Genomic DNA, 23164 nt, shown 5'->3' with positions numbered 1-23164 from the left:
CATTACTGGAATCTATATGAAAAATCTTTGTATTATTTATGACAACGCGGCCGACCGCGCAGTGTTGGCGGCATCGAGCCAGGCCGGCACGCTGGGCCCGGCTAACCTGCAACGTGAAAGCAAGTCCTCGGTGCTTCGTGCGGTTGGCACCCAGTTAAGCATTACGGCAACGTGGCCGTTACCGGAAATTGTCGGTGGCGTGGCGCTGCCGTTTTGCAACTTGACTCCAGCGGCGACCATTCGCGTGCGCGGCTATATCGAGCCTGGCGATGCTGGGCCAGCGTTCGATTCCGGCGTCATGCCGGCGTGCGAGTATGCGCGGCTGGGCATGTGGGACTGGGGGGCGCTGCCGCTGGGTGTGAACGCCTACAGCTACGGCGGCGGTACCTACGCGCGCTGCTGGTTCCAGATGCGCAGCATCAGGAAACTGGTGATCGACCTGGCCGATCCTGACAATCCGGCCGGTTATATCGAAGCTGCGCGCCTGGTGGCGGGCGCTTACTGGAGTCCTGAGCGGAATGCGTCGTATGGGGCTGGCATTACGCCGGTCGACACCAGCAGCCAATACCGCAACGGCGCTGGCAGCCAGAAGGTCGAACGGGGCGCGAGGTACCGCAAGCTGTCGCTGACGCTCGATCACATGACGCCGCTGGACCGCGCCGAGCTGTGGCGCATCGTGCGCGGCAACGGCTTGTCGCTGCCGCTTTTCGTCAGCCTGTATCCCGATAGCGACGACGTCGAGCTGGAGCAGACGCACCAGGTGTATGGACGCCTGGCCAACCTGGCCGCCATCACCGCGCCATCTTTCCAGGCTTATGCCACCAACATCGAAATCGAGGAAATATAAATGACAGCCTTTTTTTACGCCGGACAGAAAGACTTTATTCACCAGCTTAATCAGTTGTCGAATAGCGCGACGGTGCAGCAATCATATTATGGAGTGTCGGCAACAGTACCTGCAACGCGCCCGGACGGTAGCCCTCGCAGAGTTGGTGACAGATATTTTGATACAACAGCTAATGCAGAGAAGACATGGAATGGGACCATTTGGTTTGTGCCTAACCTGTCTGCGGAGCAATTGGCCAGCCCTGATGGGACCGATTACATGGGCTATGCGCCAGTATCAGGACCGGCTGTAAAAGTAACGCAGCGACTTCGTCAGTTTGACATGCTATACAATCCCATTAAGCGCTCCAAAAAGATAGTTATTTTTGGTTCCTCAGTAGCGGCAGGGTACGGGGCTAAAAATATGCAGGGTTGGGCATACAAGTTATCCGTTGCGCTGGCTCCTGCCGGTTATTCCATAGTTAACAAGTCTGTCGCAGGGAATAATGCTGCAGCGCTGATGGGAAGATTTTATTCCGATGTGGTGTCGGAACATCCTGATACGGTAATTGTCGGTATGTCCCTCGGCAATGAGGGACTTGTTGGTAGTGTAAATAAAGAAGCAACTTATAATGCGTATATTAATGGAATACGTGCATTGGTTATTATGTGTAGGGAGCGGGGCTATAAGGTAATAGTGGCAGGTGTTTATTCCAATAATCAATACACCGAAACGGATTATCAATATTTGCTCCAGGCCGATCAGGAACTGGAGAATTCCGATATTCCTTATGTCAACTTTCTTGGAGCAGTTGACGACGGGACCGGTAAATGGCGTACGGGAATGTGGGATGATGCCTTGCATCCTAACGATGCAGGACATGAAGCCATGTACCGCGCGTTTCCTCTATCCTTGATTGAAAGTTTGACCAGTGGACTGGTGTATATTCCTGAATTCGTTAATCCGCGTACCATAGCGGTAACGGAAATGCTAAATGGTGCAATTCCTATACGCTATACCTCGGAAAATGATTTCGGCAGTTTCTCAGTAATGTGTCGTATTCGTCGCACTGCCGCAGGCTTGTCTGGCAAGCCATTAATTTGCATGGAGCATTCGTCTGGGGTATTTCAATCTGTACGCTTGCGAAATTCGATTGATGTGCTGGAACTGGTTTTTGGAAATGGTGAAGGTGGCATTGTATCTACCGTTTCTACCTCCACGTTCGATGAGCATTGTGCGATGGTTACTTTTAACTATTTTTCTGCTGAGTGGAAGTTGTATATTGACGGTGTTTTTCAAGGTAGCGCTGTATCTACCCCTGCGAAAAATCAATCGTATGATACAGTCGTTTTTGGTGGACGTAGCGATAATGCAGGTTTCAACAGCAATGGCTACGAATTCAGCGATTTCACAGTATGGCGCTCGGCCCTAAACCAGGAACAGATCCTTGAGGCTGCCCAAGGGAGAATCAGTAAGGCCTCTTTGAATATGTATTCGCCAGTCGTTGACGCTTTGGTGCCTAACGGCTCTCGTCTAGTCAATCTGGCACCTTCGACAACGTATGGCCGCATCGAGTCCGCTGGATTGGTTACTTTTCCTAGTCGGCAAGTTATTACCGCTCCAGCTCCAAATTCTCTGGTCAAAACGAAATCGAATGGCTATTTGAACGTTTCGTTACTTGATCCGGCGCAACCTATTACTGCCAGTCTGTTGAGTGGTGGCGTTATTACAGCTCCGGGGTCGTTCGTTGTCGGGGTGGCTGGCGCTGGTGTGCAGGGTGAGTCTCGACACATAATTACCAACAACTCAATTTTCTACAAGGTTGATGGCGAACAGGGTTCGGCATTGGGTACAGCTCTACAGATACGTACTCATAGTGCAACAAACCGCAGCATTAACGCCAAAGGTAGCGTAAATACAGGCGGTAATGATTACGCCGAATACATCTACAAATGTAACGGCTGTGCTTCTATTCGGGCCGGTCAGATCATCGGTATCACTGCCAACAACACCATTACAGATAAGTGGACAGATTCAATCATGTTTGTCATCAAGTCCACGGCACCTGCGTTCGTTGGCGGTGATACTTGGTCTGACGGCATTGGCATGGAGCCAACTGCACTAGCTGGAGCGGTGCCGATTCAGCCCACACGTCGTGCAGACGTGGCTATGCCGCACCCCATACCTGATACTGACCCGGCAGAATACGAGGACGTGGTAACCGAGCCGGGCGACAGCGACGAGGAATGGGCAGTAAAGCAGGCCACCTATGGTGCTGCACTGGCCGCCCACAACGTCGCCGTGCAGCAGGACGTCGAGGCCATGGCCGCCTTCGACGCAGCACTGGAAGCGGCGCGCCAGAAGGTCGACCGCATCGCCATCGCCGGCCGCGTGCCGGTCAACGTGCTGGGCGCCCAGCCGGGCGACTACATCGTGCCCATGCAGGACGGCGCCGGCATCAAGGGCATCGCCGTGCGCGAGGACGACCTCACCATGAAGCAGTACCTGCAGGCGGTCGGGCGCGTCATTTCGATCGAGCCGGACGGCCGGGCCTACGTGATGGTCAAAGCCGTGTAGCAAATCAGTCGCTCACCCCAAACCCGCTTCGGCGGGTTTTTTTATTTCGTCCACCAGTACCGGGATAGTCGAGGTGATGCTGTCGAAGCGGCGCCGGGAATATGCCGCCACCGAGCATATCGGCGCTGCCACTGGGTTTATTTCACCAACCATTGATCTCATTCTGGAAAGGGCACTGCTGCCATGAGCAATCTTCGCATCATCCACGACAACGCCGCTGACCGCGCGGTGCTGACGGCATCAAGCCAAACCGGCGAACTGGGTCCGGCCAACCTGCAGCGCGACAGCAAGAATGCCGTGTTACGCGCCAGCGGCACTGCACAGACCATCACCGCCACCTGGCCGACACAGGAGTCCATCGCCTGCGTGGCGCTGATCTCCACCAACATGACCAGCAGCGCGCGCATGCGCGTGCGCGGCTATGCCCAGCCGGGCGATGCCGTGCCGGTATTCGACACAGGCAGCGTCTTCCCGTGCCCGGCTGCTGTGCATGGTTCCTATCCCTGGGGCGCACTGCCGCTCGGCTGGAACGCCTATCAATGGGGTGGCGTGAATACCTGGGCGCGCGGCGGCGGCTCCGACGGCGTGACATGGTTCGCCCCTGCGCGCGTGCGCCAGATAGTGATCGACGTGTCTGCGCCACAAAGCCCGGAAGGCTACCTGGAAATTTCGCGCCTGGTGGTGGGCAACTACTGGTCACCGCAATGTAACGCCGAGTATGGCGCCCAGTTGCAGACGCTCGATAGCAGTGAAAATTACCGCACGGGTGCTGGCGCCTTGAAAACCGCACTGGGCGCGACCAGCGACAAGCTGAGCATCAATCTGACGCACCTGACGCCCATGGACCGCGCCCGCTTCATGCGCATCCTGCGCGAGAACGGCAAGGGCAAGGCGATGCTGTTCAGCTTGTTCCCGGAAAACCCGGATCCGCTGCTGGAGCAGGACTACATGCTGTATGGCAAAGCCAGTAATAGCGATGCGGTAACTACGCCGTACTTTGACACTTATTCTGCACCACTACAAATTGAAGGAATCTGAATGGCCGATAAATTTTATGACGGTATGCCTAACGTCAACGAGAAATTGAATGAAATGGATAGGGCGTTTGCTGCGGGACCGTACAATGCGCTGCCTTTAACTGGCGGCACCATGTCAGGACCGATCACGACGCCGAGCTTCATTACCATGGCGGTGCGTGGCCCTGGCCAGCAGCAGAATGTTGGATTAAGCAATGGCTGGTGGCGCGTTGCGAAGTTTAATGTGGCTGCATCGGGTGGCGAAGCCACTATCCGGATTTCCGGCGCGACCTCGTATTCATCCTATGAAGGTTTTTCCAATGGTATCGAAACGGTGATTTTGCTGCGTTGTGATAACGACGGCAAGATTCGCGGCTCTTGGTACAGCACCGGCGATGGCAAGCATGCCGATATTCAGGGAGTAAAGATAGGCAGCGATGGCGTCATCTATGTGGGCGCGGTGCAGTTTTCCACGCTGTCCTGCTACATCGATTCAAACATGTGGTTTCAGCAAAAGCTGGAGTTCCTGGGTACCGAGCCGCCCAAGGATTCGTGGGATGCCATCGCTGTGTATGCGGTGAGTGTTGGCGGCGCACCAGCCATGACGGTGCGACCGGGAGCCGTCGAGTTGCACACCAATTCTACGTTAAATGGTCCTAAAACCATTCATGCTGGTACGCGCGGCGCACAGCAAAGCAGCTTGTCGATACCGAATGGCGGCAATCCACTGTTGGCAAACACATATTACGAAGTGGGCGCGCTTGGTGTCGGCGGCATACCTGGTGCTGCGTTTCCCGGCCGCTTCCTCTGGTCCACCTCGGCAGGATCCGGTAGCCTTTACTATCAAGGCTACAAGATGAATCTGCGGGCCTATGACGAAAGCAGCGGGACCTTCTCCGCACCTTTGCTGGGCATTACTGGCACGGGCCAGGTGGCGTGGCCGGGCAATATGCGCTGCGGTCCTGCCTCCACAAGCGCGGGGGCGCGCGATCTCCATACTATTTACAAGGACACGACACCGGCGGGAGAGATACTGTACGTGGGCCGTACTGGCGAACCGGCGACGGCGACCCTGGCGGTACTGGCTGGCGCCGGTACGGCATCGTGGGCAGGGAGCATCGCCGTGCTGTATGTGGGCGTCCAGGCCACTGGCCGCAGCATCAATGCCGCCGGCACGATCAATGCCAGCGGCGCCGATTATGCCGAATACCTGTTCAAGACCCCTGCATGCGGCATCGTCGCGGCAGGGCAAGTGATCGGCATCGGCGCAGATGGCAAGCTTACCGATCGTTGGGCCGACGCTATCTCGTTTGCCGTGAAATCCACGGATCCTTGCATGGTGGGCGGCGACAAATGGTCGCAACAACTTGGCCAGCGTCCGGCATCCGTGACACGTACTGTTGATCGCGTTGAATCGCAACTGGTCAGCGAGGCGCAACCAGCTGTCGAGGCCGTCTACGATGGCCTCACCCTGATCACGCCGGCGATTCCCGCCAAGGCTGCCGTGTATCGCGAAGTGCAGCTGGCGGGCGATACCGATGACGAGTGGGCAGCGCGGCAGGCTCCCGGACTTGCCTTCGACGCGGCACTCGAAGCGCTGCGCCAGACGGTGGACCGCGTCGCTTTCGCCGGCCAGGTGCCATGTAACATTCAGGGGGCAGTGCCCGGCCAGTTCATCGTGCCGGTACAGCATGGTGATGGCATTGCAGGCACTGCTATCAATGAGGAGGACTTGACACTCCAGCAATACATGCGCGCCATCGGCAAGGTCATCGCCATCGAAGATGATGGGCGCGCCCGTGTGATTGTGAAGGTGGCATAACGATTGTGCTTGCTACATTTCAACCCGCTTCGGCGGGTTTTTTTATTTCCACCCCTTGAAAGGCAACCATGGCCCTCGAAACTACCGCCGCCGGCGGCGCATTGATCAAACTGTTTGGCGTGCCCGTGCTGGCCGGCGCCGCCGCCACGTCGCTGGGCTTCATGTTCATGTGGCCCCGATCCACGAAGGAGGCATTCATCCGTTTTTGTTCCAGCATCATTATTTCCACCTTTCTCGGCCCCGTGCTGGTGGCCGCCGTGCTGTCGTGGTGGCCCAGCCTGTTCGACAGCGCGAAGACGGTGGCCGGCCTGTATGGCGGCGACCCGGCCACGGGTTTCCTCTTCATCGCCGCGCCGCTGATGGTGGCGGCCGGCTTGCCCGCCTGGTGGGTGCTGGGCGCCTGCGTGCGCTGGTTCGACAAGCGGCGCGGCAAGGATATCGGCGAGCTGGCGGCCGATGCGGCCGCTGCCGTCAAGGACGTGCGGGGCATGCTGTGACAGGCGCGCAATTGATGCAGATCATGCCGCTGGCCGGCCGCCGCGCTACGCTGTTCCTGGCGCCCCTGAATGCTGCGATGGCGGAATTCGGCATCGATACGCCGCTGCGCCAGGCGGCATTCCTGGCGCAGGTGGGCCACGAATCGGGGCAGCTGCGCTATGTGCGCGAGCTGGCCAGCGGCGCCGCTTATGAAGGACGCGCCGACTTGGGGAACGTGGTCGCCGGCGATGGCGTGCGCTTCAAGGGACGCGGCTTGCTGCAGGTGACGGGGCGCGCCAATTATGCGGCGTGCGGCGTGGCGCTGGGCCTGGACCTGCTGGCGGCGCCGCAGTTGCTGGAGCAGACGGCTGCCGCTTGCCGCTCGGCAGGCTGGTTCTGGCAATCGCGCGGCTTGAACCGCCTGGCCGATGCGGGCGACCAGGAGCGTGTGACGCGCCGCATCAACGGTGGCGTAAACGGCCTGGCCGAACGTCTGGCCTTGTATGTCGTCGCGCGCAAGGTGCTGGCATGAAGCCGTCGTTGACCATAGTGGTCATGCTGTTGTTGCTGGGCGCGGCCGTGTTTTGCGCCCAGCGCTGGGGACGCGAAGCGGGCCGTGCCGCGTGCGCGGCCCAGGTGCTGCAGGTGCAGGGCGTGTTGCGGCGCCAGAACCAGGCGCTGAATGCCTTGCGGGAGGAGGGCGTGCGACGGTCGGCGCGGGCAAGGCAGGCGCTGGCCACGGCGCAGGCCGGACAGGCAGACGCGCAGGCGGCAGCGGCGCGCATCCTGGCATTGCAGCCCGAAGGCGATGCCTGCCGCGCTGCCGAGGCGCTGATCGCCCGCGAAACGGCTGAAAGAATCGCTGGCGGGACGCCATGAGCGCGGCAATGACGCGTGCGGCGCCGCTGCTGTGGACCACGCTGCGGGCCTGGAACTATTGGCGTGCTTGCTTGCCGGCCTGTGTATGGGCTTGCCTGCTGGTTTGCCTGCTGGGCGGCTGCGCTGCAGGCCGGCCGGCGCAGGAAGCGGCAACGGAAACGCTGCCCATTGCCGTGCCCTGCAAGGTTGCCCGTCCGTCGGCGCCCGTCTTGCCAGCCGTGCCGCAGCACGGTATTTTTGCGCAGGCGCAAGCCTTGCTGGCGCGCGAGCAGTTGCGCGCGGCCTATGTGCGGCAGCTGGAAGCGCTCGTCGATGGCTGCGCCGGCAGCTAGCACAGGCCGGTAATTCAGCGATGTCGGCGCCTGCGCTGCGGCTCGTTTACGTGCGCCGCGCGCGATTTCCTGGCCGTGTGCGCTTGCTCAGCCGTGCCGCACACGAGATTTTTGCGCAGGCGCAGGCGCAAGCCTTGCTGGCGTGCGAGCAGCTGCGCGCAGCTCATGTGCTGCAGCTGGCAGCGTTCGTTGATGGCTGCGCCGGCAGCTAGCACGGGCTGGTATTCCGCGATGCCGATGCCTGCGCTGCGGCTTGTCTGCTCCGCGCGCGATCCCTTGGCCGCGCGCGCCGGCTATCGCGCTTGGCTTGCACTTGGATTGGTCGCGGCCTGGCATTGGCCTAGTATTGCACCGGCTATCGTTACCTCGCGCCATTCTCGGATGGGGTTTGCGCTGCCGCCCCCGCCGCCGTCTGCTGCTGCCTTCTGGTGCAGCTGCGTGGTGCAGCGCGTCGTGGTGCAGCGCGTCGTGGCGCGCCAGAAAACAGTGCACCGCAGCGCGTTCAGCGCCCGATTTTCATGATCGCGATGATATTTCGGCACAATTTCTGTATACAATCATCGCTGGCACGAAGCGTGCATGGCTTGCTGGAGTCGTCCCATCCAAGGAGCTTCGCATGCATCATCGGCCGCTAATGTGTTCCTGTCATCCCGTTTCTTGTCCCGTTTCTCTCTTGCTTTTCCCTTTCATCTGCGCCCATCCGGGCCGCGGTAACCCAGGAAATGGAGCGTAAATGGCCTCTCCCCGCTTGAAATCCATCCACCGCAGCGCTCCCGGCACCGTACCCGCTGCCCCGTCCCCTGTCGATGAAGTGCTACCTGCCGGCAAGCTGTTCACCCTGGGCTTGCAGCATGTGCTCGTCATGTATGCGGGCGCCATCGCCGTGCCGCTGATCGTCGGCCGTGCCCTCAAGTTGCCGCCCGAGCAGGTGGCAGCGCTGATCAGCGCCGACCTGTTCTGTTGCGGCCTGGTGACCCTGATCCAGTCCCTGGGAATCGGCAAGTACTTCGGCATCCGCCTGCCCGTGATGATGGGCGTCACCTTTGCCGCCGTCAGTCCCATGCTGGCCATGGCCAACAACCCGGCCCTGGGCATCACGGGCATCTTTGGCGCCGTGATCGGCGCCGGCGTCGTGTCCATGCTGATCGCTCCCTTCATCAGCCGCCTGCTGGCCCTGTTTCCGCCCGTGGTTACCGGCAGCATCATCGCCGTAATCGGGGTGTCGCTGATGCGCGTGGGCGTGAACTGGGCCATGGGCGGACCGCCTGCCATGGCGCAAATTGCCGATCCCGCCTTCCTCAAGATGGCCGCAGCGGCCACGGCGGCCGGCTTGCCCGCGCCAGCCGGCCCCGTGCCCCTGATTGCCAATCCCGGCTATGGCGCGCTGGACAATATGGGCATCGCCTTCTTCGTGCTGGCCGTTATCTTGTTGGTGGCCAAGTATGGCCGCGGTTTCCTGTCGAATATTGCGGTACTGGTCGGTATCATCGCTGGCACGGCCCTGTCATTCGCGCTGGGCAAGGCTGATTTCGCCAAGGTGGCCAGCGCCAAGGCCTTTGCCATCGTCACGCCGTTCCAGTTCGGCATGCCCACGTTCGACGTGGTGGCCATCGTGACCATGAGCCTGGTGATGATCGTCGTCATGATCGAGTCGCTGGGCATGTTCCTCGCGCTGGGCGAGATGACGGACAAGCGCATCACGCAGGCCGACATCAGCCGTGGCTTGCGCGTCGATGGCCTTGGTACTTTGATCGGCGGCATTTTCAACACTTTCCCCTATACCTCGTTTTCGCAGAACGTGGGCCTGGTGGGCGTGACGGGCGTGCGCAGCCGTTGGGTTTGCGTGGCGGCCGGCATCATCCTGCTGGTCATGGGCGTGATCCCGAAAATTGCGCAGACGGCCGAGGCAGTGCCGGCGTTCGTGCTGGGCGGGGCAGGGCTGGTGATGTTCGGCATGGTGGCCGCCACCGGCATCCGCATCCTGGCCGGTGTCGACTACAAGAGCAACCGCAACAACCTGTTCATCGTGGCCTTGTCTATCGGCTTCGGCATGCTGCCGCTGGTGGCCGAGCAATATGCGCAGCATATGCCCAAGGCCCTGTCGCCCCTGCTGCATAGCGGCATCCTGCTGGCCGCCATTGTCGCCGTGCTGCTCAATCTGTTCTTCAACGGCCTGGCCTCAAGGGAAGAGGCGAGCAAGCAGGCGCGCGAGAGCAGTCGCGGCAGCGATTGAGGCGCAGCCAGCCGCCGTGAGCGCGCTGCGCGCCGCTCAGCCAGGCGGCAGAAGCTTGAGCACCACGCAATTGCGTCCCGCATCCTTGGCGTGGTACAGCGCGGCGTCGGCCAGGCGCAGCAGGGCGTCCGGATCGGCGGCGCCCGGTGGCGGCTGGATGGCGATGCCGACGCTGATCGTCACGTGCTGCGCATCCGCGCTCGCGTGGGCGATGCCCAGGTCGTCGATGGCGCGCCGCAGCGCTTCGCCGATCTGGCGCGCCTCGTCTGCGCCGGTGTTCGGCAGCACGATCGAAAACTCTTCGCCGCCGTAGCGTGCCGTCAGGTCGCCTGCGCGCCGCATGCCGGCCGTCAGCGCCTGCGCGACACGGATCAGGCATGCGTCGCCGGCCTGGTGGCCGTGGCGGTCGTTGTAGCGCTTGAAGTAGTCGACATCGAGCATGATGACGGCAAGCGGCTGGCCGACGCGCGTGGCGCGTGCACATTCGGTGCGCAGCACGTCGTCGAAATGGCGCCGGTTCGCCAGGCCGGTCAGGCCGTCGGTGATGGACAGGGTCGCCAGTTTGCGGTTGGCGTCCTCCAGCTGCTCGGTGCGTTCGGCAACGCGCCGTTCCAGGCTGTCATGCAGCCGGGCGCTGGAGATCGAGATCATCGCCTGCGCGCCGAGCATGCGCAGGAAGGCGACGCGCTCGCTCGTGAACGAGGCTTCGGCAAGCCGGTTCTCGAAGTACAGGATGCCGTCGATCTGCCCGCCGTGCCGGATCGGCAGGCACATGACGGCGCGCGGCCGCTGCAGCTGCACGTACGGGTCGGCGGCAAAGCGCGAGACGCCCGTGATGCTGTCTTCGATCACCTCGGCACCGGTGCGGATGACGTAGCGAAGCAGCGACAGGGGAAACTGCGGGTCGCTGGCGGCGTTCAGGTCGAGCCGGCGCGCTTGCAGCACGGTGACGACATCGCCATCGCTGTCGCCATCGATACTGGCCTCCAACTGGTAGCTGTCTTCGGCGCGCAGCAGCAGTCGCGCCACCTGTCCGCCGGCGTTTTCGCACACGATGGAAATGAGGCGCGTCAGCACGTTGCGCAGGCCGACTTCGTTCGACAGGATCTGTGTCGCTTTCAGCAGCGACACCAGATCGAGCGCGGAACTGCCGCGCGCGTGGGGGCCGCTATGTGTCGGCGCGCCGCGGCCGTCCATCCTGGACAGCAGCGCATGGTGGCGCGCGCGCAGCTGCGCCACCTTGCCTTCCGCGCCCCACTGGCCGTAATGCGCGATGGCGTCCTGGATGAAAACTGCGGCCACGCGCGCGTGCCCCTGCTCGAGCCAGCATTCGCCGCACAGCTCATTGGCCAGCGCCTGGACGTTGACGTAGCCCGCCAGGCCGGCGGCGTCGATGGCCTGCTGGTAGCAGCGCGTGGCCAGCTGCAGATCCCCCTGATAGCGCGCCATCTCGGCCATCACCAGCAGATGCCTGGCGCCGCTATTGTCCGAGCCTTGCTGGGCCCAGCCGGCCAGGTTCGCCTGCAGCGCCGCGATCGTGGCCAGCACCTCGGCCGCATCGGCACGCGCTGGAGCGCGCCGTAACGCGCGTATCCATATCAGCGCCGCGTAGTAGCTCGATTCGACGACCTTGGCCTGGCCGCGCATGATCTGGGTGATGATGCCGAGCTGGCCGGCCAGCAGCTCGGCGTCGGCGCTGTCGAACAGGCAGGCATTGCGGATCTTCCCCTGCAAATAGTAGGCGCGGTACAGGTGCGAGCCGCCATATTGATCGAGGAAGCGCGCCTCGCTGAACGTTGCGTCGTCGTAGCTGTCGTGGCGGGGCAGGAGGCCCATCAGGCATTTGATCGGCTGGACCGCGGCGGCGACACAGCAATCGGCCATCGCCTGCTGGCCGTTGGCGCGCATCAGTGAAAGGTCGTGCTCGATGTCGTGCATCAGGTGCGGCAGGTAGTCGCCGAGGATCATCCGGTCGGTGGCGCGCACGGCTGCCACCACGCCCACCTGCACGAAATCGGCGATTTCCAGTGCCCAGCCAAAGGCTTCTTCGTACAGGGCGTCGGAGCTGCGTAGCGGCTGCGTCCAGTGATTGCAGAGCGCGCCGAACATCAGGCCCGTGAGCGTGCGCGTCTGCAGGTTGCCACGCCGCCTGGCCAGCGCCATCGCCATCGCGCCGAAGTCGTAGCCGCGCGCGACGTCCCCGCCGTACAGCGCAAGCATCATCGCGTAGCCGATATAGGCGACAGCGCTGAAATCGCTGCTTCCCCGCTGCATGGACAGGCGCGTCATCGATACCACCATCAGCGCGCTCAGGTCCTGCTGGCCTGCGTAGTAACTGGCCATCCACAGGCCCTGCATCATCTGCATCGCGGCCAGCGCGTCCGGCTCGCACATTTCGGGGGCCGCCAGCAAGGTGTCGGGCGCCTGTGCGCCATGCAGGCGTCCGAGTTCGGCAAGAATGTCGGCGAAGCGCGCCTTCATCTGCGCCACCTCGTGCGGTATGTCGATATTCAACTGCGCGAGGCCATCGCGCTGCACGGCAATGGCGTCGAGCAGGCGGCCCTGCAGTTGATACTGGTGCGCCTGGATGGCAATGCAGCGTACCTGCAGCAGCGGCGTCAGGGAGCGGGCCCGCACCAGCGGATAGATCGCCTCGGCAGCATCGAACTGGCCGCACAGGTAGGCCGCTTCGGCCGCGCCCAGCTGCAGGTCGAGCCAGAGGCCGGCGTGCCCGTTCCATGCTTCAGGCGGCAGCAGGCCGAGACCGATCCGCATGTGCTCCAGGGTGGCCTGGAACGCGGCAGAACGCCGCGCCTTGACGCCGGCCTGGAGATTGAGCGCGGCCAGCTGCACGCGCTCGCCTGCATCGTCGATCAGCGTGCGGCCGGCGTTGAGCTGCTCGACGATTTCAAACAGCGTTTCATCCTGGCGTTCCGGCGGTGCGTGCCGCAGGAGCAGGCGTCCGATGAGCAGATGGTTGGCCGCGCGCGTGCCGGCATCGGCGACCAGGTAGGCGGCCTGCTGCACCCGGTCGTGCAGGAACCGGTAGCGGACGCCGCTTTGGCCCGCGTCGGTGCCGCCATGCACGTATTTATAGCGTTCGTCGAGCGGCTGGATCAGTCCTGCCTTGAGCGCCGGCCACAAGTCTTGCTGCGTGTCCCAGGGCGTGCGGCTTGCCGCCAGCGCGAGCGTGTCGAGCGTGAAGCGGTTGCCGCTGGAGGCGGCCAGTTGCAGCAGGCGCTGCGTCACTTCGGGCAGGCGGCGGATTTTCTCCAGCAGTACCTCGACCACGTTGTCGGTGTATCTGGCCTGTTCTATCGCGGGCAGATCCCAGTCCCAGCAATCGTCGGCGGCCCGGTAGTGCAGGTGGCCCGCCTCATTGAGCGCGGCCAGGAACTGGTTGAGGAAAAATGGGTTGCCGGCAGTCTTGCGGTAGCAAATGCGGGTCAATGGCGCGCAGCCGGCGGTAGGCACGCGCACGGTGGCCGATACCATTTGCGCCACCTGCGGCTCGGTCAGTGCGCGCAGTAACAGCGTCGACAGGCGCACGCCGCGTGCGCGCAGCTTGTCTTGCAGCGCGCTGAGCGGATGCGCGGCGCCCACTTCGTTGTCGCGGTAGGCGCCGATCAGCAGCATGCAGCAATTGTCGCCGGAGACCATCAGCAGTTCGATCATCCGCAGCGTGGCCGCATCGGCCCATTGCAGGTCGTCGAGGAACAGCACCAGCGGATGCCCGGCGGTGGCGAAGACGTCGACGAAGCGGGGGAAAAGCCGGTCCAGGCGGTGCTGGGCCTGCGTCGGTGCCGACTCCGGCACCGCGTCGGTGGGGCCGACGATCAATGCCAGCTGGGGTATCAGTTCGACCAGCACGCCCATGCCACTGCCCAGGGCGGCGTGCAGTTTCCCCGACCACTGCCGCAGCGCTTCCTCGGGCAGGCCCAGCAACTGGCGCACCAGTCCCTGGAAGGCCTGGATCAGCGGGGCATAGGGGACGTCGCGCTGCAGCTGGTCGAATTTGCCGGACAGGAAACAGCCGCGCCGGGCGATGATCGGCTTTTGCACTTCGTTGATGACCGCCGACTTGCCGATGCCGGAGTGGCCGGCCACCAGCAGCATTTCGCAGGTGCCCGCCGCGCTGCGTTCGAACGCCGCCAGCAGCGCGGCGATGGCATCTTCGCGCCCATGCAGCGTCTGCGGGACAAGGAAGCGGCCATTGTGGTCGGACAGTTTAAGGGCCTGTGCCGGCTTGTCCGCGCGGCAGGCTGCGAGGTCGCTGCGCAGGCCCTGTAAGCTCTGGTAGCGCTGATCGGCATTTTTCTCCAGCAGCCGCTGGATGATCGGCAGCAGCTGGCCCGGCAAGCTTGCCAGCGCCGGGTGCGACCAGTCGGGATTGCGCGCAATGTGGCAATGCACGAGTTCCATCTCGTCGCCCGTCTCGAACGGCGCCTGGCCGGCCAGCAATTCGTACAAGGTGGCGCCGAGCGCATAGAAATCGGCGCGCCAGTCGACCCGCCGGTTCATGCGCCCCGTCTGTTCCGGCGCCATGTAGCGCAGCGTGCCTTCCAGTGTACTGAGATTGACGATGCCCTGGCTTTCGTATGGCAGTTCGCAGGCGATGCCGAAATCGGTCAGCTGCAGCCGCCGCTGCTCTGCATTCCATACCAGGTTGGAGGGATTGATATCCTTGTGGATCACGCCCTGGCGATGGACTTCCTCCAGCGCGGCGCACAGTTGCAGCGCGATGTCGAAAAAATCGTCGAGCGCCAACGCGGGCTGCGACGGTGTCCTGCGCGCCGCCACCTGCGCGCGCAGAATCTGGTCGAGCGCCTGGCCCCCCGTATCTTCCTGGATCATCGTCCAGCGTCCGCCATGCAGCTGCAGGGCAAGCGGATGCACCACGCCAGGGTGGCGGCAGCGGCGCGCGATCGCATACTCGCGCTTGAATTGTGCCAATTGCTGAAAGGAGGGGAAGGGCTGATTCGGTTTCTTGACGACCAGCGCCGTGCCATCGGCAGCCCGGGCGCGGTAAACCTGCGAGCGGGAACCGCTGTGCAGCTGTTTGATGATCTCGTGGTCGAAAAAGGAGCTCATGGGCTGTAGCGGGACACAGACGGTTGCGGGAGCCTTGAGGCGCAGATTTCGTGGTATTACTTGATTGTAAGTATTATATCAGTAGGGAACCGCGTGGGAGCGAGCCTAGCGAGCGGTGCTGTTGCAAAAATGCCAGTGGCGGGGGGCCGGAACCGGAGGCTCTCTCTGGCATCAACTTTATCCATGCATGGGAGAAGTTCAGATGAGAAAGCCTTCATGTGGGCAGTGCTCACTATGCTGCAAGCCCGTCAGCTTGCAGTATGGGGCGCCAGACTTGAGCAATTTTTTCGAAACCCGTCGGTGTTGGATGCAGTTCATTGGCCCAGTCGTTGTCACTTAATGTGCCGCGGCTATCGATAAGACGAACACGGCCGGGGTAACGAGCGACCAGCCCTTTCAACCGCACGGTGAACTCGTCGATCAAAAAACGGATACAGGCATCTTGCAGGTGAATGGGCACATTTGCGACGACTAGCGCAGCGCGCAGCCAGCTGGTACTTTCGATAAAAGGAAGATGGATGCCGGTTGGCCGGGCATAGTCATAGTTATGCAAATAGATTTTCGTGGGCCCGTTTGCATTTTGCGCCGTATTCCATGTCGCCCCAATGATCTTGTCGATAAGAGCGATGTAGCTTCCGATCACCTTGTTTAACAGCCACTCCAGGCTTTGCTCGTCGTCGCCATGCCGGTAGCAGGCTTCCGCTGTAGTGCAAGCGGAGCAGTCATTCAATAGTAGCGGGCGCAGGTCGGACAGGCCGGCGAAGTCGTTGCCTCCACCGCTGATAAATACCGCTGACAACGAATCCCCATGCAGTTGTAGCGCCGTTTGGATTCTTCTTTTGTAGGTTCCGTATACATAATCGTAGGCTTCGGCACCATTGTTGCCGTGAGCCAGAATGTAATGTTCTTTCGTCTCAACTAAATTTCCTAATTTATTCAAGAGCGACCCGCCGGGAAATAAATACCAAAACCAGCTATCGCCGATTGCCAGGATCGATGGCTGATGAAATTCATTTTGCATCCTCACCTCATCCCAATAAACATTTCTATCCTGCATGATCATTCCTCCCGCGTAGGCTATATTTGAATTCATGCTGAGGTGGCTTGCCAGAACGCAGAAATCTCCCCAGACATTTTGAATGTTTGCTCCTGCCGCCTGTAGCGACGGGCTTGCCCAGGCTACGATGCGGCAGGCTTGCTGTCTATTAGTTAGCGGAGCGTCGGATTAGTTGCATGTTCGGATGCGAACGTCGACTTCGGGATTATTGTGCTGAAAAATCGGGCGGCAACATTCAGGCCTCCATGCAGTCGGCGAGCGTTCAGTGCGGCGATTCTGGGCACGCCAGGCTGGCAGGATTTCTATCGCAAGCCAATAGTGGGGCAGCCTCTTGGCGTGCGCATATGTTGCATGTTCATGCTGTTTCCTTGCCGTCACTCAGTCTTGTAGGTTGGCAAGGTTTCTCTCTGTTCTCGCGGATGATGTTCCGTATTTCTTCAATTAGCCACCACACATGCAGGGGCGTCGCTAGTCCGCCTGTTTGCCCGTGTAAACGTGCTCTTGCGTCGTGGCGTAGCTTTGGCGCCTGGCTGTTTCTGCCTGTTTTTTTGATGGTGCGCGTCAGGTTACCGACCAAGTGCACGTGCTGCCGGCGCGTCGAGTGGCCCAGTTCAGCCATTCAGTGGCAAGTGTCGCCCCGAGCTGCACGCGCCCACTGGCCCCTTTGACCTCGGCGATGGCGCCCAGGTATAGGGCAGGAGATCCTAGCTAGATTGACTATTTTCGATTCACATTAAAATTTTGCATGAATGCCTATATTTCTTTTGATGGGGGAATTATTTTTTGCTTTTTTTTGTTATTGATTTTTCTTATACTGGAAGTAATTAAAAGGAAAATAATTGTTGACATTAGGGAAAATGCAGAAAATTCAAACCAGTTCCGTATTTCGATAGATATTCCTTGTTGTAGGGTTGCTTCGTTAAGCCAGTTAAAAAATATTGCCCAGTCAAATATAGAATTGGTTAGTAGTGATAATATAAATCCAGGTAGGAATATGGGAAGAAATACGATGATGTAATAAATTTCAGAGTCATTCCTTCTTGAATAGTCGGCATAAGTGTTTGAAGCCAGGAGTAGTGACATGAGGTCGGCCATTAACCATAGATAAATTATTTTTCTCGTTATTGTTTTTTCATTAGTCGCGGAATAAAAAATCCACATAGCCCATATAAGCGGCGCAGTAAATATGCACCACAAACTTGCTGTTTTTGGGATAAATAAAAGGCAAGCCATAAATAATGTATATAAAGTGAAATTTATTTTAATTATTTTATTGAATGTTTTATCCATTTTTATGATCTTATGATATTCATCGAAAGTTTGTGAGGAAATTTATTTTGAGTTGCAAGATTTTCTGCAATTTTCAACAACGGAACTATTCATTGCTTTACAGTGTGATGCGCCAGAATTGGTCTCGCTATATTTTGATGTGCCATTTTTCAATGCAGATGCCATTTTGAAGTATCGACCTCGCGAAGTCCTCACGATGAAGGTAAACCATATTGCCTTCAAATTCCAGATGCAAATAGCCGGCGTACCCACGAACGCTGGAACGTTTTTCTGATCAGACCAATACTGGTTGCCAGATGAGACTATGTTCGGATTGCCAGTGCCCTTCGCCGCAGTTAGGGTATTCGAGTGAGTATGATAAATGTCATCATTCGTACCTTGTGTGGGGTAAATCGGAGAAGGAACTTTTCCCTTATTTTCTTGTTGCCTCTAGCAAGCGCTGTGTAGGAATATTTTCCATTTGGCATACGATACACCCGCCCGCCGTACTCGACGCCAGAACTCGCAGTCAGTCCAACAATGTCATTGATTGCAGTAATGGTGGCCGCGTTGGCAGTTTTGTAAGGATCACCAGGTGCCAGTCCAGTCGGGTCTACGTACGAGATTGGATTACCCTCAACATAGGCATAGATATTGATGCCTCCCGCAAGTCCAATTGGATCACTCTGCAAATGCCTCCCCAGCGTCGCATCGTAGTAGTGATGCCAGTTGTACCACAACCCTGACTCGGTATCATGATACGACCTGGAAAGGTGATTGGCCGGCGTGATGACCAGGCGCGCCACGTTGGCGTTGGCACCCAGTTGATCGAGGTCGCCATCGAGGGCAAACGCCAGCATAACGGCCTTGCCCGCCTCGTTGAGGCGGTTGCGCAGGATGGTTTCCGGTTTCCTGATACGCGTTTTCTTCCAGCAGCTTGGTGGCCGGCTCCGATTCCAGCTCCAGCAGGGCTGTGAGGGCGGCGTGCTCGGCTTCCGGCAGCAGGCTCACCAGGTGGGCTTTGCGTGTGCCCAGGATGGTTTCGAAGTCCAGAACCTCGACCACGCTGGGCGCCGGCAACTGGGTCAGGTCGATGGGCGTGCTCATACAGTGACGCCTTGCTTGACGGGCACGGACAGGGTGATGCCCTGGCCATTGGCCGTGCCATCAAGCAGTAGGGCGATGGCGCCGTCCGTGTCGCGCGAGAGCTGTACGCTGGCGAGCTGCAGGCGCGGCTCCCAGCGGCGCAGGGCAAAGGCGGTAGCCGCATAGATGCGCAATTGCGTGGCGCTATTCAGGGGCTGGTCGATCAGCTCGGGCACTTCGGAGCCATAGCGGCGGCGCCGGATGCGCGAGCCAATGGGCGTGGTGAGGATGTCGGTCACGGACTGGCGCAGGTGGCCCAGGCCCGTCAGGCTGCGCCCGGTGGCGGCGTGCATGCCCAGCATCACAGTGGCCCGCCCGACCTGTCGCCGCCGGCCTTAACGCTGGCGTGTGGATGCTTGGCCAGGCTGATGGCGCCGGCCAGCACGTCCTCGCTGGCCTTGATCGTCCCTTGCACGGCCATGGCCACGCGGCCAGTGGCGCAGGCCTTGGCGTTCATGCCGCCGTTCAGGGCGGTGGCGCCGTTGACGGTGGCCGCTTGTTCGACAAGCAAATTGCCCATGACAGTCAGGTCGCCCGTGCAGATGGTGCTGGGCGCGTTCGACGTCACCTTGTCGGCGGTGATGGTGGCCGTGCCGCCGGGGAGGGTGGCCGTCAGGGCATGGGCCGCATGATCGTACTGCAGCACGGCGCCGTCGTGGTGGTGCGTGGTGTGGACAGTGTCGCTGGTTTCGGGCGCGTCAAACGCCTGCGAGTACAGCGCCGGCATGATGATGCCGCGCGTCAGGTCGCCGCCTGGGGAAAAGACGATCACCTGTTCGCCGACTGTGGGCGCCGACCAGGTGCGCGTGCTGCCGGCGCGCCGAGTGGCCTAGTTCAGCCATTCAGTGGCAAGTGTCGGCCCGAGCTGCGCGCGCCCACTGGCCCCTTTGACCTCGGCGATGGCGCCCAGGCGGATCAGGTTTTGCAGCAAGCGGAGGAGGTCGGACAGGTCGGCGTTCATGCAATGCATGTTGCCGAAGTCCGCGTGCGGATGCACGCAGGGGCGGGTTGATAAGCGAGTTAATGGCTTTATAATCGTTGGTTGTCTATCTTTCTATAAAATTTCTCGTTCAATAACGTGGACTTACTTCCTTCATTACCTCTTGTTAGATCAATTCTTATAGGAACATTTGATGTGAAATCGCCTTCGTAGACTTCAATAATTAAAGTTATATCTGAGTCGATCAATCGATTGCTTTTTAAGACTTTGATAATCTTAATTTTTGATCCAATAGGAACTAAATTGGCAAATGCAATCTGATGTCCACCTATGCCAGGGGGAGGCATCAACGTGACATAGTCAACTGGCGCATTTGAGTGTTTTCTGATTCCATGGCCAATTATCGGTCCTGTAATTTCATAGGTTTTTCCGATCAATTTGGAGTAGCCTTCTTTATTGCTAATGTCTATAAATTTCTCAGAATAGCAACCAATTAATCCAAAAACAAAGAAAACAACAATAAATTCATAAAATTTTTTCATGATCTAGCTCCGGAAACGTGGCAATTTAGCCCATTCTCTAAATCCCATGTCTAGTGCTCGAAAGGAGTTTGCTCCTTCTTTTTTACGGAGTCTAAATATGCTCCTGGCATAGTTGGGATATTTTCCTTCCAATCTACTGGTATTGCTAATCTGGATTCTAATGCCGAAGGTCCGATAGTGAATAAGATAGCTCCATATACCCAGCCCAACAGTAGTGTGGGGAAAAAATAAAAGTTGCTAATTGGATATTCTCGAATCAGAATAGATGTTCCCCTGAGTGCAAGTTCTGCAGCAAACGCCGCTGCAATCCCTCCGATAAATCCTATAATTGCACCTAAAAGTACTCGGTTGTACCATGGATAAGTAAAAATAGATCGGTTTAATATGTATATTGATAGGGAAATAAAAGTGAGTAATTTGCACGTAATTGCAAAAATGTTATAGTGTCGAGCAATCAAGCAGGTCCATAAGACCTGTAAGATGGTACTTAATACTATAAAGATAATATTTAATTTCATTATTTTTTTACCTGCGTCACGAAAAATATTTCCTGGGAATAGAGTTCCGCTTGTTACGTTCGGAAAATATGGCGACTGATTTAATACGTTTGAAACATTTACGGCGCATTGAGCGATACCTGGGCTTTGCATTCCTTCAATTTTTTGCAATAACCGTTGTTCCTCTTTTTTGCTTGTATCTTTGCAATTTTTCTCAATTTTCGAGTTGGTGTGGTATTTTGAAAATTTACCTATACTCGCTGTGCTTCCCTCTACGACATCACCAGTGCGGCCGCCGTTGCTTTGTGCGTACGAACCGCTAGGATCAAATAAAATCGGTTGTCCTCTTTCGCCCGCCTGTGACATGTAAAGTGCCGCATGCTCTCGAAATCCCCATGAATTGGTTGTTACCAGCACGCACGTCTCGAGTCCGTTAGAGTCAATAGACGAAATGGGATTTCCCCCAACATATGCATAGGTATTGATACCTCCGACTAGTCCAATTGGATCACTCTGCAATAGCCTACGATAGGATACGGGTGAGATACGGAAAGGGCACAATCGGGATACGCCTGACGCCAACGTGCCCAGCAAAGCTTACTTTGATGGTCGCTCTGCCCTCCGAAGTGCGACCTCTTCGGAAGCCGATTCCCCCTTTTTTGCGTCAATCTTCTTCAGAGAAACCAACAGGTCGTCAATTTCGGCGTCATTCTCCGGCTTCCGAAGTATTGTGATGAGACCGACCAACGCGCCGGCATTCTGACATTTCGCGGCCAGCCAGAAATATTTTTCCGCCTGCTGTAACTCTAGCGATGAATACAAATGATATTGCGCGAGCCTATATGCTGAAACACAATTGCCTTTTTCGGCTTCGGCAACAATTTGAGAAAAATCCCGCTGAGTAAGGTTAAACGGTCGATCTCCACGCTGCGCTTCATTTGCGGGGATTCGTGACTGCTGAAAATAAACGGCGCATCCAATGGCGAGCAACGCAATAATTGATAGCCCTGTCGCTATTAGGATGCCCTTCCGTCGGTGAAAGGTTCTCAATATTTTCTCCCTTTATAGTTCGGATTTGGGGGAGCGTTGTGCCAGATCCCGCCCTCACCACTTGGTGGAATTTTCTCAAGATCGCCACGTGTCGGATATGTAAAATCGCCACCAACATATGCATAGGTGTTGATCCCACCAGCCAAGCCAATCGGATCGCTCTGCACATACCGTCCTAGCGAGGCATCATAGTAACGGTTCCAGTTGTACCACAACCCTGACTCGGTATCGTAATACTGGCCTGGAAAGCCGATATGCATGCCACCAATATTGTCGATGATGACGGTGCGGTCAAATGCCGCGTTGGCGGCGCGCCATGCAATGGCGCCATTCGAGCCGGTCAGCACTTCCGGCCGGCCCAGCTTGTCGTTATGGCTGGCGTAGAACTGGTCGTTGCGCAGCACTTCCGGGCCGACGCCGATAAACAAGGTGGCCTCGATCTGGTAGTCGATGACCTGGGCGGCCTGGACCGTCAGTCGGTCGCCCAGGGTACGCACTTCCTCGGCGTTGAGCGCGCGCGCCACAGTGGTCAGCAGTTCGGCGCTGGCAATGCCCGTGTCGTTGTTGGCCAGCACCGTGACGATGACGCTGGCCCAGGCCCATCAGGCTGCGCCCGGTGGCGGCGTGCATGCCCATCATGGTAGCGGCCCCTCTGACTGGTCGCCACCTTGCTTGACGCCGCCGTGTGGATGCTTGGCCAGGCTGATGGCGCCGGCCAGCACGTCCTCGCTGGCTTTGATCGTGCCTTGCACGGCCATGGCCACGCCGCCAGCCGCGCCGGCCTTGGCGTTCACGCCGCCGTTCAGCGCGGTGGCGCCGTTGACCGTTGCCGATTGCTCGACAAGCAGATTGCCCATGACGGTCAGGTCGCCCGTGCAAATGGTGCTGGGAGCGTTCGATGTCACCTTGTCGGCGGTGATGGTGGCCGTGCCGCCGGGTAAATTGGCCGTCAGGGCGTGGGCCGCATGGTCGTACTGCACCACGGCGCCGTCAGGATAATGGGTTGTATGGACGGACTGGTTCAGTTCCGGCGCGTCAAATGCCTGCGAGAACAGGGCCGGCAGGGTTGTACCGCGCGTCAGGTCGCCGCCTGGGGACAGCACCACGACCTGTTCGCCGACGGTTGGCGCGGACCAAAAACGCGTGTTACCGGCGCGCGGCGTGATCCATTTCAGCCATTCAGTGGTGAGTGTAGGGCCGAGCTGCACGCGCGCCTTGGCGCCGTCCACTTCGGCAATGGTGCCCAGGCGAATCATGTTTTGCAGCAAGCGGGAGAGGTCGGACAGGTCGGCGTTCATGCAGTGCATGTTGCCGAAGTCCGCGTGCGGATGCACGCGGGGGCGGGTTGATATGCAGCTTAGTGGCTACGGCTAAGATGGAGTGATTGGAGCATGCTACTTACGGATCTCG

Annotated in this window: 21 protein-coding genes and 2 pseudogenes; 10 read left to right on the top strand and 13 right to left on the bottom strand. The window is 58.9% G+C overall.

Annotated elements, in window-relative coordinates; translation table 11 throughout:
- The first annotated feature begins 16 nt into the window (after positions 1-16).
- The 10 genes from VPH41_RS13520 to VPH41_RS13475 all read left to right on the top strand — a co-directional run bounded on the left by VPH41_RS13520 (position 17) and on the right by VPH41_RS13475 (position 10162).
- Positions 17-847: a hypothetical protein gene (locus tag VPH41_RS13520; protein WP_328570411.1), complete on the top strand. Its 831-nt coding sequence runs from the start codon at positions 17-19 to the stop codon at positions 845-847.
- On the top strand, positions 848-3403 hold the full coding sequence (locus tag VPH41_RS13515) for a GDSL-type esterase/lipase family protein (protein WP_328570410.1): 2556 nt from the start codon (positions 848-850) through the stop codon (positions 3401-3403).
- A 183-nt stretch (positions 3404-3586) separates the two neighbouring features.
- Entirely contained in the window at positions 3587-4441 is an 855-nt protein-coding gene (locus tag VPH41_RS13510) for a hypothetical protein (RefSeq protein ID WP_328570409.1), read from the top strand.
- On the top strand, positions 4442-6241 hold the full coding sequence (locus VPH41_RS13505) for a hypothetical protein (RefSeq protein WP_328570408.1): 1800 nt from the start codon (positions 4442-4444) through the stop codon (positions 6239-6241).
- A 68-nt stretch (positions 6242-6309) separates the two neighbouring features.
- Positions 6310-6738, top strand: a complete 429-nt coding sequence (locus tag VPH41_RS13500) for a hypothetical protein (RefSeq protein WP_152257883.1) — start codon at positions 6310-6312, stop codon at positions 6736-6738.
- Between the two features lie 14 nt (positions 6739-6752).
- The gene (locus VPH41_RS13495; RefSeq protein ID WP_328570526.1) at positions 6753-7250 is read left to right on the top strand and encodes a glycoside hydrolase family 19 protein; all 498 of its coding nucleotides are present in this window, start codon (positions 6753-6755) and stop codon (positions 7248-7250) included.
- Positions 7247-7597 (top strand): hypothetical protein, encoded by a 351-nt coding sequence (locus VPH41_RS13490; protein WP_328570407.1) that lies wholly within the window; start codon positions 7247-7249, stop codon positions 7595-7597. Before VPH41_RS13495 ends, VPH41_RS13490 begins: the two co-directional genes overlap by 4 nt.
- On the top strand, positions 7594-7929 hold the full coding sequence (locus tag VPH41_RS13485) for a hypothetical protein (RefSeq protein WP_328570406.1): 336 nt from the start codon (positions 7594-7596) through the stop codon (positions 7927-7929). The genes VPH41_RS13490 and VPH41_RS13485 overlap by 4 nt, the downstream gene beginning before the upstream one ends.
- 83 nt (positions 7930-8012) lie before the next feature.
- On the top strand, positions 8013-8141 hold the full coding sequence (locus tag VPH41_RS13480) for a hypothetical protein (RefSeq protein WP_328570405.1): 129 nt from the start codon (positions 8013-8015) through the stop codon (positions 8139-8141).
- Between the two features lie 521 nt (positions 8142-8662).
- The gene (locus tag VPH41_RS13475) at positions 8663-10162 is read left to right on the top strand and encodes a nucleobase:cation symporter-2 family protein (RefSeq protein ID WP_328570404.1); all 1500 of its coding nucleotides are present in this window, start codon (positions 8663-8665) and stop codon (positions 10160-10162) included.
- A gap of 36 nt (positions 10163-10198) precedes the next feature.
- On the opposite strand, the gene VPH41_RS13470 is transcribed toward VPH41_RS13475, so the two are convergent.
- From VPH41_RS13470 to VPH41_RS13405, 13 genes and pseudogenes are all read right to left on the bottom strand, one after another.
- Positions 10199-15253 (bottom strand): diguanylate cyclase domain-containing protein, encoded by a 5055-nt coding sequence (locus VPH41_RS13470; protein ID WP_328570403.1) that lies wholly within the window; start codon positions 15251-15253, stop codon positions 10199-10201.
- Between the two features lie 232 nt (positions 15254-15485).
- A complete protein-coding gene (locus VPH41_RS13465; RefSeq protein ID WP_328570402.1) occupies positions 15486-16310 on the bottom strand; it encodes an SGNH/GDSL hydrolase family protein in 825 nt (274 codons plus the stop codon).
- A gap of 753 nt (positions 16311-17063) precedes the next feature.
- Positions 17064-17600: a hypothetical protein gene (locus tag VPH41_RS13460; protein ID WP_328570401.1), complete on the bottom strand. Its 537-nt coding sequence runs from the start codon at positions 17598-17600 to the stop codon at positions 17064-17066.
- Between the two features lie 335 nt (positions 17601-17935).
- The gene (locus VPH41_RS13455; RefSeq protein WP_328570400.1) at positions 17936-18439 is read right to left on the bottom strand and encodes an RHS repeat-associated core domain-containing protein; all 504 of its coding nucleotides are present in this window, start codon (positions 18437-18439) and stop codon (positions 17936-17938) included.
- A 243-nt stretch (positions 18440-18682) separates the two neighbouring features.
- Positions 18683-19027 (bottom strand): GPW/gp25 family protein, encoded by a 345-nt coding sequence (locus VPH41_RS13450; RefSeq protein ID WP_328570399.1) that lies wholly within the window; start codon positions 19025-19027, stop codon positions 18683-18685.
- A pseudogene (locus VPH41_RS13445) lies at positions 19027-19539 on the bottom strand (phage baseplate assembly protein V); the annotation flags it as partial. The pseudogene VPH41_RS13445 and the gene VPH41_RS13450, both read right to left, overlap by 1 nt.
- Before the next feature lie 15 nt (positions 19540-19554).
- Complete coding sequence (locus tag VPH41_RS13440) at positions 19555-19686, bottom strand: hypothetical protein (protein ID WP_328570398.1); 132 nt, start codon at positions 19684-19686, stop codon at positions 19555-19557.
- Positions 19687-19754: 68 nt separating this feature from the next.
- Entirely contained in the window at positions 19755-20207 is a 453-nt protein-coding gene (locus VPH41_RS13435; protein WP_328570397.1) for a hypothetical protein, read from the bottom strand.
- Between the two features lie 50 nt (positions 20208-20257).
- Positions 20258-21121, bottom strand: coding sequence for a hypothetical protein (locus tag VPH41_RS13430; RefSeq protein ID WP_328570533.1), 864 nt, complete (start codon positions 21119-21121; stop codon positions 20258-20260).
- A 21-nt stretch (positions 21122-21142) separates the two neighbouring features.
- A pseudogene (locus VPH41_RS13425) lies at positions 21143-21223 on the bottom strand (RHS repeat-associated core domain-containing protein); the annotation flags it as partial.
- A gap of 78 nt (positions 21224-21301) precedes the next feature.
- The gene (locus VPH41_RS13420; RefSeq protein WP_328570396.1) at positions 21302-21754 is read right to left on the bottom strand and encodes a hypothetical protein; all 453 of its coding nucleotides are present in this window, start codon (positions 21752-21754) and stop codon (positions 21302-21304) included.
- Positions 21751-22329, bottom strand: a complete 579-nt coding sequence (locus VPH41_RS28465; protein ID WP_442906261.1) for an RHS repeat-associated core domain-containing protein — start codon at positions 22327-22329, stop codon at positions 21751-21753. The genes VPH41_RS13420 and VPH41_RS28465 overlap by 4 nt, the downstream gene beginning before the upstream one ends.
- Before the next feature lie 60 nt (positions 22330-22389).
- A complete protein-coding gene (locus tag VPH41_RS13405) occupies positions 22390-23052 on the bottom strand; it encodes a phage baseplate assembly protein V (protein ID WP_328570395.1) in 663 nt (220 codons plus the stop codon).
- Between the last annotated feature and the right edge of the window lie 112 nt (positions 23053-23164).

It is taken from the genome of Janthinobacterium sp. P210006 (assembly GCF_036231885.1).
Lineage (GTDB): Bacteria > Pseudomonadota > Gammaproteobacteria > Burkholderiales > Burkholderiaceae_D > Janthinobacterium > Janthinobacterium violaceinigrum.
This window is presented reverse-complemented; position numbering and strand designations above follow the sequence as displayed.

Bases quoted from the DNA above. Each gene is read 5' to 3' on its own strand.
- VPH41_RS13470 (WP_328570403.1), bottom strand. From the start codon at position 15,253: ATGAGCTCCTTTTTCGACCACGAGATCATCAAACAGCTGCACAGCGGT.
- VPH41_RS13500 (WP_152257883.1), top strand. From the start codon at position 6,310: ATGGCCCTCGAAACTACCGCCGCCGGCGGCGCATTGATCAAACTGTTT.
- VPH41_RS13405 (WP_328570395.1), bottom strand. From the start codon at position 23,052: ATGAACGCCGACCTGTCCGACCTCTCCCGCTTGCTGCAAAACATGATT.
- VPH41_RS13515 (WP_328570410.1), top strand. From the start codon at position 848: ATGACAGCCTTTTTTTACGCCGGACAGAAAGACTTTATTCACCAGCTT.
- VPH41_RS13465 (WP_328570402.1), bottom strand. From the start codon at position 16,310: ATGCAGGATAGAAATGTTTATTGGGATGAGGTGAGGATGCAAAATGAA.
- VPH41_RS13490 (WP_328570407.1), top strand. From the start codon at position 7,247: ATGAAGCCGTCGTTGACCATAGTGGTCATGCTGTTGTTGCTGGGCGCG.
- VPH41_RS13485 (WP_328570406.1), top strand. From the start codon at position 7,594: ATGAGCGCGGCAATGACGCGTGCGGCGCCGCTGCTGTGGACCACGCTG.
- VPH41_RS13435 (WP_328570397.1), bottom strand. From the start codon at position 20,207: ATGAAAAAATTTTATGAATTTATTGTTGTTTTCTTTGTTTTTGGATTA.
- VPH41_RS13440 (WP_328570398.1), bottom strand. From the start codon at position 19,686: ATGAACGCCGACCTGTCCGACCTCCTCCGCTTGCTGCAAAACCTGATC.
- VPH41_RS13455 (WP_328570400.1), bottom strand. From the start codon at position 18,439: ATGCTGGCGTTTGCCCTCGATGGCGACCTCGATCAACTGGGTGCCAAC.
- VPH41_RS13495 (WP_328570526.1), top strand. From the start codon at position 6,753: ATGCAGATCATGCCGCTGGCCGGCCGCCGCGCTACGCTGTTCCTGGCG.
- VPH41_RS13460 (WP_328570401.1), bottom strand. From the start codon at position 17,600: ATGGATAAAACATTCAATAAAATAATTAAAATAAATTTCACTTTATAT.
- VPH41_RS13475 (WP_328570404.1), top strand. From the start codon at position 8,663: ATGGCCTCTCCCCGCTTGAAATCCATCCACCGCAGCGCTCCCGGCACC.
- VPH41_RS13520 (WP_328570411.1), top strand. From the start codon at position 17: ATGAAAAATCTTTGTATTATTTATGACAACGCGGCCGACCGCGCAGTG.
- VPH41_RS13505 (WP_328570408.1), top strand. From the start codon at position 4,442: ATGGCCGATAAATTTTATGACGGTATGCCTAACGTCAACGAGAAATTG.
- VPH41_RS13450 (WP_328570399.1), bottom strand. From the start codon at position 19,027: ATGCTGGGCATGCACGCCGCCACCGGGCGCAGCCTGACGGGCCTGGGC.
- VPH41_RS13510 (WP_328570409.1), top strand. From the start codon at position 3,587: ATGAGCAATCTTCGCATCATCCACGACAACGCCGCTGACCGCGCGGTG.